The 255-nt window shown below is 65.9% G+C and carries 1 protein-coding gene; it reads left to right on the top strand.

Features of this window, described 5'->3' with window-relative positions; genetic code table 11:
- A partial coding sequence (locus MTX36_RS29635; protein ID WP_243623225.1) for a PLP-dependent transferase occupies window positions 1-255 on the top strand: 255 nt, incomplete at both ends.

The following is a 255-nucleotide window of genomic DNA, read 5'->3' as shown; positions in this document are numbered from 1 at the left end:
TCAAAGCCCGCGTCCAACTGCTCCGCGACCTCGGCACCGCCGTCGCACCCTTCAACGCGTTCCTCATCGCCCAAGGCATCGAAACCCTGTCCCTGCGCATCGAACGCCACGTCACCAACGCCCAACAGGTCGCCGGTTTCCTCGAAAACCACCCCACCGTCGCCTCCGTCTCCTACGCCGGACTGCCCTCCTCCCCCTGGTACGAACGCGGAAAGACCTTGACCCCCAAGGGCACCGGCGCCATCGTCACCTTCG

It is taken from the genome of Rhodococcus sp. ARC_M6, from assembly GCF_022810305.1.
Taxonomy (GTDB): Bacteria; Actinomycetota; Actinomycetes; order Mycobacteriales; family Mycobacteriaceae; genus Rhodococcus_F.
Note: the sequence above shows the minus strand (reverse complement) of the source record. Positions and strands in the feature narration are given on the sequence as shown.